At 67.2% G+C, this 7845-nt stretch carries 7 protein-coding genes; 5 read left to right on the top strand and 2 right to left on the bottom strand.

Features of this window, described 5'->3' with window-relative positions:
* Positions 1-327 precede the first annotated feature (327 nt).
* The 5 genes from ACHFGS_RS12305 to ACHFGS_RS12285 all read left to right on the top strand — a co-directional run bounded on the left by ACHFGS_RS12305 (position 328) and on the right by ACHFGS_RS12285 (position 6173).
* Positions 328-1299, top strand: coding sequence for a LacI family DNA-binding transcriptional regulator (locus ACHFGS_RS12305; RefSeq protein ID WP_394278209.1), 972 nt, complete (start codon positions 328-330; stop codon positions 1297-1299).
* A 57-nt stretch (positions 1300-1356) separates the two neighbouring features.
* A complete protein-coding gene (locus ACHFGS_RS12300) occupies positions 1357-2658 on the top strand; it encodes an ABC transporter substrate-binding protein (protein ID WP_394278210.1) in 1302 nt (433 codons plus the stop codon).
* A 67-nt stretch (positions 2659-2725) separates the two neighbouring features.
* A complete protein-coding gene (locus ACHFGS_RS12295) occupies positions 2726-3706 on the top strand; it encodes a carbohydrate ABC transporter permease (protein WP_394278211.1) in 981 nt (326 codons plus the stop codon).
* Complete coding sequence (locus ACHFGS_RS12290) at positions 3703-4593, top strand: carbohydrate ABC transporter permease (RefSeq protein WP_394278212.1); 891 nt, start codon at positions 3703-3705, stop codon at positions 4591-4593. Before ACHFGS_RS12295 ends, ACHFGS_RS12290 begins: the two co-directional genes overlap by 4 nt.
* On the top strand, positions 4590-6173 hold the full coding sequence (locus ACHFGS_RS12285; RefSeq protein ID WP_394278213.1) for an alpha-amylase family glycosyl hydrolase: 1584 nt from the start codon (positions 4590-4592) through the stop codon (positions 6171-6173). Before ACHFGS_RS12290 ends, ACHFGS_RS12285 begins: the two co-directional genes overlap by 4 nt.
* Before the next feature lie 83 nt (positions 6174-6256).
* Here the strand turns inward: ACHFGS_RS12285 and ACHFGS_RS12280 are convergent, their stop codons facing one another.
* Both ACHFGS_RS12280 and ACHFGS_RS12275 read right to left on the bottom strand, forming a co-directional pair.
* The gene (locus tag ACHFGS_RS12280; RefSeq protein ID WP_394278214.1) at positions 6257-6685 is read right to left on the bottom strand and encodes a hypothetical protein; all 429 of its coding nucleotides are present in this window, start codon (positions 6683-6685) and stop codon (positions 6257-6259) included.
* Complete coding sequence (locus ACHFGS_RS12275) at positions 6604-7482, bottom strand: hypothetical protein (protein ID WP_394278215.1); 879 nt, start codon at positions 7480-7482, stop codon at positions 6604-6606. The genes ACHFGS_RS12280 and ACHFGS_RS12275 overlap by 82 nt, the downstream gene beginning before the upstream one ends.
* Positions 7483-7845 lie beyond the last annotated feature (363 nt).

Here is a 7845-nt window from a genome sequence, read left to right as displayed (position 1 = left end):
GAAAATGTTTATTATGTGTTTGCTGAGAGTATTTTTTTGGTTTTGTTTTCTTCTTTCCAAGAGTTTAAAAGGCTGGGGCTAGAAGTGAGAGAGGGGAGACAGAGGAGGACTCAGATGGACACGAATTGACGTTCGGTCGGGCATGCAGGGGGCACGCGCTCACCTCTCATGTGGGTCAAGCCATCTCCGTCAAGGTGCCGGTTCGAGCGCAATCGACGCCGTTTAGTAAACGTTTGCGTTGCGCGGAAGCGGTTCGTATCGTCGTCGACGTAAACGTTTGCGCGCAGCCGCGCGAGCGACGTGAGACCCAAAGGCGGGAGGGGCGGCATGGCGACGATCCGCGACGTGGCGAACCTTGTCGGCGTTTCTCCCGCGACCGTCTCTCGTGTCATCAACGGCGTGCCCGGCTTCAGCAGCGCCACGCGGGAGCGGGTGGAAGCGGCGGTCGCTGAACTCGGATACGAGCCCGACACCCTCGCTCGTGGTCTCCGCACGATGCAGAGCGCCGTCATCGGTGTCCTCGCCAATGCGGTGTCGGACGCGCTCGCGTCGCAGGTGATGAGCGGGGTGGAGAGCGCGGCGCGCTCACGCGGTTTCACCGTGATGCTCGGTCGTGCCGGCACCGGTGCCGAGCATGCCCCGAGCTACCTGCGCAGCTTCAAGACCTATCGCGCCGCCGGCGTCGTCGTCATCTCGTCCGCCATCACGGCGGAGATGCGGCGTGCAGCGGGGCCGCGGCTGCCCATGATGGCCGTCGCGATCCGCAATGGCGCCGCCTTCCCGAGCATAGGTATCGACGACGAACTGGCCGCCTACGACGGCACCCGCCGGCTCCTCGCGCTCGGGCACCGGGACATCGGTCTGCTGGCGGGCGACGAACGTTCGGTGCTCGTCAACACGCCGCGCGAACGCGGTTACCTGCGGGCGATGAACGAGGCGGGGTACACACCGCTCATCGAACGCGGGAACTCGCTGTACGACAGTGCGCCGCCCGCCCTCGGTCGGCTCCTCAGCCGCGCGCCCGGTCTCACCGCGGTCTTCGCCCTCAGCGACGAGATGGGCGCAGCCACCGTGAACGAACTGCAGCGGCTCGGGCGTCGTGTGCCCGATGACGTCTCCGTCCTGGGTTTCGACAACACACGCACCTCGACGCACGTCCATCCGGCCCTCAGCACCGTGGCCCAGCCGCTGGAGCGGATGGGGGAGCGGGCCGTCCTGGGATTGCTGGACGGCACATGGCAATCCCGCACCTTCGAACACCGAGTCATCGAGCGCGGCAGCACCGCCCTCGCGCGCTGAACCCTCTCGTCCCTTCCGCACTCACACACTCCGCAACCCAGAGAAAGAGGTACCCCCATGAGGCAACGACGCCACGCCCGCACGATCGCGGCAGCGACCCTCGCTGCAGGCTCCATGATCGCCATCGCCGGCTGCTCCGGCGGTGGCGGCGAATCCGCGGCCCCCGCCGAGGAGGAGCTGACCGGCCGCGGCCCGATCACCTATGTCAGCAGCCCCGACGCCTCGGGCGCCGCGCAGAAGACGATCGACGCGTGGAACACCGAGCACCCGGACGAGAAGGTCGAGTGGATCGAGCTGCCCCTCGACGCTGACCAGCAGCGTCAGCAGATGGTTCAGAACGCCCAGATCGAGTCCGACGCGTACACGGTACTGAACCTCGATGTCGTCTGGACGTCGGAGTTCGCCGCGAACCGCTGGATCGCGCCGCTGCCTGAGGACGAACTGCCCGTCGATGAGATGATCCCGGCGACGGTGGATGCTGCTACCTACGCCGACACCCTGTTCGCGGCTCCTTACTACACCGATGGCGCACTGCTCTACTCGCGCACGGATCTGCTGGAAGCGGCCGGTGTCGAGGCGCCTCAGACCTGGGAAGAGCTGCAGGCGGCGTGTGACGCCGTGCTGGCTCTCCCCGAAGCCGCCGGGATGTCCTGCTACGCCGGCCAGTTCGACCGCAACGAGGGGCTCACGGTGAACTTCAGCGAAGCGGTCGCCTCGGCGGGCGGTTCGCTCTTCACCGCCGACGGCGAGCCCGACGTCGACACACCGGAGGCGCTCACGGCCCTGGAGTGGCTCGCCGACGGCTACGCGAGCGGCATGATCCCGCGCGACGCGATCACCTTCCAGGAGGAGCAGGGTCGCGAGGCCTTCCAGTCGGGGAGCCTCGTGTTCCTGCGCAACTGGCCCTACATCTACAACGCACTGAACGCGGATGACGGCTCGAGCCAGGTGGCGGGCACGTTCGGTGTCTCGCCGATCCCGGGCCTGGAAGGTCCCGGCGTCTCGACGCTGGGCGGACGCAACATCGCGATCTCCAGCTTTGCCGAGAACAAGGAGACCGCGCTGGAGTTCATCCAGTTCTTCGTCAGCGAGGAGCAGGAGAGCGCACGCCTCGAGCTCAGCTCGCGCGCGCCCGTCTACTCGGCGCTGTTCGAGGATGCCGCCGTGACCGGGCGTCTGCCCTACCTTCCGACGCTCCTCACCGCGGTCGAGACCGGCCAGCCTCGCCCCAAGGTCGTGCAGTACGGCGCCGTCACCGCCGCCATCCAGGACGCCGTCTACGGTGCCGTGACCGGTGACACCGCGCCTGAGGACGCGCTCTCCTCGCTGCAGAGCGAGCTGGAAGAGATCGTCGGCTGAACCCTGTCGGGGGCGATCCGCTCAGCGGACCGCCCCCGACCCTTGCTCGTCCGTTCAGGAGAACCCCATGACCACGACCCCCCTGGCGGCACCCGCACCGCCGCGCGCCAAGGGTCCTCGCGAGGGCGGGCGCGCCGCGCTTCTGCTCTCGCCGACGTTCCTCGTCCTCGCCCTCGTCATCCTGTATCCGCTCCTGGCCGCGATCTACCAGTCGATGTTCTCGTCGACGTCCGGTGTCGACGACAGCGGCTTCGTGGTCGAGGGCAACCAGTTCGTCGGTGTCGGGAACTACCTCGACATCTTCGCCGGCCCTGACAGTGGCCGGTTCTACAACGCTCTGTGGAACACGACGTTCTTCACCTTCGTCTCGGTGTCGCTCGAAACGGTGATCGGTGTTACCTTCGCGGTCCTCATGAATCGTGCGTTCCGTGGGCGGGGCTTCCTTCGAGCCGCGATCCTCATCCCGTGGGCGATCCCCACCGCCGTCTCGGGTCTGCTGTGGCGCTGGATCTTCCAGTCCGAGGGAATCGTCAACACCCTGAGCGGCCAAGAGGTCCTGTGGACCGCCGACGGCTTCGCGGCGCAGGTGGCCGTCATCACGGCGGAGGTGTGGAAAACTGCGCCGTTCATCGGTCTGCTCGTGCTGGCGGGCCTGCAGATCATCCCCGGCGAGGTGTATGAGGCGGCCAAGCTCGACGGCGCGAGCGCGTGGCGACAGTTCGTGTCGATCACGCTGCCGCTCGTGCGGCCGGCCCTGCTGGTGGCGGTGCTGTTCCGCCTGCTCGACGCGCTGCGCATGTTCGACCTGCCTTTCGTCCTCATCGGCCCGCGCAGCCCATCGGTCGAGACCCTCTCGATCCTCGCGTGGGACTCGTCGAACCAACTCGAGTACGGCACGGCCTCCGCGTTCTCGATCGTGCTCGTCGTGTATGTCGCCGCGATCGCCTTCGTCTTCGTCACGCTCCTCGGCGCGAACGTCGTCGGCTCGGGGGACAGCCCCCGCCGTGCCCGTCGTAGCGCCCGTTCCCCGAAGGAGGCACGCCAATGAGCGCTGTCACTCCCTCTCGTCCGCTCGCGACCGTCGATTCTCGGGTCGAGCCCACCGCGCGTACCCGTTGGTTCGAGGGCGCCGGACGCGCGCTGATCATCGTCGTCATCGCGGTATACTGCCTGGCGCCGTTCTACTGGATGGTGGTGTCAAGCCTTCGGCGTCCGTCCGACATCTTCGAGACGACGCTGGTGCCGACGACGTGGTCGTTCGAGAACTACGCCGACGTCTTCGCGGGTTCGACCCAGTTCGGTCGGGCACTGCTGAACAGCCTCATCGTCGCGTCGGTCACCACGGCGCTCGCACTCGTTGTCGCGATCTTCGCCTCCTACGCGATCGCTCGGCTGAACTTCCGCTTCAAGACGGCGATCCTCGCAGTCATCATCGGCACCTCGATGTTTCCCGGCATCTCGGTCGTCGTGCCCCTGCTGCGCCTGTTCTCGGACATTGGGTGGATCAACACGTATCAGGCGATGATCGTGCCGAGCCTGTCCTTCGCGATTCCGCTGGCGGTGTGGAACCTCACCACTTTCATGAAGCAGCTGCCCTACGACCTCGAAGAGGCCGCGATGATTGACGGCGCCACAAAGTGGCAGGCATTCCGCAAGGTGCTCCTGCCCTTGGCCGCACCGGGCGTGTTCACGACGGCCATCCTCGCATTCATCGAGAGCTGGAACGAGTTCATCATCGCGCTCTCCATGGTCAACGATCCGGCCTACCGGACGGCGACCGTCGCAATCTCGCTGTTCACCGGCGCGAGCGACTTCGAGTCGCCGTACGCCCAGCAGATGGCTGCCGGAGTCATCGTGACCATCCCGCTCGTGGTCATGATCCTGATCTTCCAACGTCGGATCGTCGAAGGACTGACCTCGGGAGCGGGCAAGTGACCGGCGTCGACGGCTGGTGGCGGTCGGCCGTCATCTACGAGGTCTACCCGCGATCATTCGCCGATACCGACGGCGACGGCATCGGCGACCTCCGCGGTGTCACCTCGCGCCTGCCGTACATCGCCTCGCTCGGGGTCGACGGCATCTGGCTCACGCCGTTCCAGCGTTCGCCCCAAGTAGACCAGGGGTACGACGTCAGCGACTACCTCGATGTCGATCCGATGTTCGGTACCCTGGCCGACTTCGACGAACTGCTGCAGCGAGCCCACGACCACGACATCCGCGTCATCGTCGATCTCGTTCCGAACCATACCTCCGACCAGCACGAACTGTTCCAGCAGGCCTTGGCCGCCGGGCCCGGCTCGCCCGAACGGGACTGGTTCCACTTCGCGCCCGGGCGCGCCGATGGTGCGCCGCCGAACAACTGGCTGAGCGTTTTCGGTGGTTCGGCGTGGAGCCGAGCGCACCCGGAGTCGGATGTCGACACCGAGTGGTACCTCCATCTGTTCGCGCCCGCGCAGCCCGATTGGAACTGGCGAAACCCGGCCGTCGGCGACTACTTCGAGGGGGTTCTGCGCTGGTGGTTCGAGCGCGGCGCCGACGGCGTGCGCGTCGACGTTGCGCACGGGCTGTTCAAGGCCGAGGGGCTTCCCGATTCCGAGGTCGTGCCGACCGTGATCGACGGCCTGCGGTCGAACCCCCTCGCGATGGACCAGGAGCCGGTGCACGACGTGTATCGCCGATGGCGGCGTGTCGCGGAGGAGTACACGCCGCCCCGACTCCTTGTGGGAGAGGTGAACCTGCCACCGCAGCGGTCGGCTCGGTACACGCGCCCCGACGAGATGCATCAGACGTTCGCCTTCGCCTTTGCGAAGCTCGAGTGGGACGCCGACGCCTGGGCTGCCGTCGGGAATGAGCTGGAATCCGCGCGGGCCGCGTACGGGTCCTCGCACACGTGGGCTCTGGAGAATCACGATCTTGTCCGCAGCGTGACGCGCTTCGGTGGCGGCGCGACCGGTCACCGGCGTGCGCGTGCCGCATTGGTCGCACTGCTCGGGCTCCCCGGTGCCGCCTACCTGTTCCAGGGGCAGGAGCTTGGCCTTCCGGAGGTGGAGGTGCCGCTGGAGGCGCGGCTCGACCCGATGTGGCACCGGGGCGGGGTGTCGCGCGACGGCGTGCGCGTCCCACTCCCGTGGACGCGTGCGGATGACGGCGCCTTCGGATTCTCGCCTCCGGAGGCAGCGCGACCGTGGTTGCCGGTACCGCCGGGCTGGGGCGGACGGTCGGTGGAAGCGGAGGAGTCGAACCCGCAGTCGACATTGCACCTGGTGCGCAAGGTCACGCGTCTTCGCGCACGTCTGCTGGACGACGGTGTCTTCGACGCCGCGGCGTCGGCGGTGTGGACAGCGGGGCCCGACGGCCTTGTCGTGTGTCGTCGCAACGACGGTGCGGTGGTGGCCATCGCGATGGGGGAGAGTCCAGTCGCTCTTCCCGGTGGCCGGCAGGTCGTATTGTCGGAGCCGCTGGTCGATGGCCTCCTGCCGCCGGACGCGGCGGCGTGGATCGTTCCCGAGGCCTGAGACGGTGATGGTGCCGCCGGACCTGACCGGCCCGGCACCCTGTTGCCTCATGTCAATACCTCCGGGAGCGGGGAGTCGTTGCCTCAGTTGGAAACCTCCGCGTGGGAGCGGTGGCTGAAGGTGGGGTTGAAGCTGTCGTGGACCGGGGGTTTGACAGGGGCGGGCCTCTTCGCGACGGAGATGGCCTCGAGCCTGCCGGTGAGGGCCAGGATCTGCCGGGACAGCGCCGCCGGGTGGATGCTCCTGAACTCGGCGTTCATTCGGAGCACCGGCATCTTCCCGACAGTGGGATCACGAGTCGCCCGCTGGTGCGGGGTCGCGGGAGCGTCGTACTTCTTGATCACCTTCGCGCCGGCACGGGTCTTGGACACGAGCTTCTGCTGCGGGAGCAGATAGTTGGCGAACACCCGATCCAGTTCCCAGATCCGGTTCAGCAGCTCCAGCTCGCCGAGCGTGTCGTAGCGGAGATAGCCGACCAGTTCCCGCCCCCGCGCCCAGTTCTTCTGCTCCACGTGCGCGCCGTCGTTCTTGTTCTCAGCCCGGGACCGAGTGAACGTGATGTGCTGCTCGCTGCAGTACTGGAACAGGTGCTTGTTGATGAACTCGGAGCCGTTGTCGGAGTCGATCCCGAGGATCGGGAACGGAAGGTCGCGGTGGTCTGCTGCAACGCGTCGAACACCCATTTCAGGGCTTTGTTCTGCACCGACCGGTTCACCGTCCACCCCGTCGCGATGTCGGTCACCGTCAGCGTGAAGCAGAACTGCCCGGACGGGTTGCCGCCGTCGTGGCCGACCAGATCGATCTCCACACACCCGGGCACCGCGTCATCCCAGTCCGCCCAGGTGCGGATCGGGATCTGCGACTTCAACAGGCTGCCCGGCTTGGTATGCGACCGACCCCGCGGCAGCATCTTCGCCCGCTCCAGCGCCAGCCTCCTGTCGATGGTGGCCGCGCTGATCCGGCTCAGCAGCGCCGCCTGCTCATCGGTGAGCGTGACGTCCCCGTCGCGGCGCAGCAGCGGCACCAGCACCGGCAGCATCGGTGCCAACAGTCTCCCCGCCGGCGCCCGCAACGTCGCCCAGCAGGTGATCAGCGCCGGCATCAGCTCCGGCCCATACGTCGGTGCCCGAGGCGCACGCGCCTTCGCCGGTCGGACCGGGCTGCCCGCGTCCCGCAACACCGCCCGCGCCCAGTCACGATGCCACCCGGTCAACTCGACGACCTCATCCAGAATCCGCGTCTTGCGAGCCTTATCGCCCGCCCGATACGACGCGGCCAGCTGCCGCGTCACCGCCTTGCGCTCCGCCATCGACAACACCCCACCAGGCGTACTCCGTCGCGGAGGTTCCTACATGAGGCAACGACCACCCTCACGCGGAGGTTCTTGATGAGTCAACGCGACGCCTGGGCACCAGCCATGGTGTCGGCTATCCTTTCTGGTGGTGCCACTCGATTGGGCGACCGGACCCACCACACGGGCTCCCACAAACGAGTGGCACGCAGGTGGCACGAGTGAAGACCGGTGCCGCAGGGGCCTTGACCCGCGATCGTGGACACGGTGTCGGTTCGGTTATGCCGCTTCCGCGAGGGTAGCGGATGTGGTCGCCGTGTAGGCGGTCTCGTAGCCGTTCGGGGTGATTTGGCCGATCGCGGAGTGGCGTCGGCGTGTGTT

Origin of the sequence: Microbacterium sp., assembly GCF_043427715.1 — a bacterium.
Lineage (GTDB): Bacteria > Actinomycetota > Actinomycetes > Actinomycetales > Microbacteriaceae > Microbacterium.
Note: the sequence above shows the minus strand (reverse complement) of the source record. Positions and strands in the feature narration are given on the sequence as shown.

Bases quoted from the DNA above. Each gene is read 5' to 3' on its own strand.
- ACHFGS_RS12290 (WP_394278212.1), top strand. From the start codon at position 3,703: ATGAGCGCTGTCACTCCCTCTCGTCCGCTCGCGACCGTCGATTCTCGG.
- ACHFGS_RS12305 (WP_394278209.1), top strand. From the start codon at position 328: ATGGCGACGATCCGCGACGTGGCGAACCTTGTCGGCGTTTCTCCCGCG.
- ACHFGS_RS12295 (WP_394278211.1), top strand. From the start codon at position 2,726: ATGACCACGACCCCCCTGGCGGCACCCGCACCGCCGCGCGCCAAGGGT.
- ACHFGS_RS12275 (WP_394278215.1), bottom strand. From the start codon at position 7,482: ATGGCGGAGCGCAAGGCGGTGACGCGGCAGCTGGCCGCGTCGTATCGG.
- ACHFGS_RS12300 (WP_394278210.1), top strand. From the start codon at position 1,357: ATGAGGCAACGACGCCACGCCCGCACGATCGCGGCAGCGACCCTCGCT.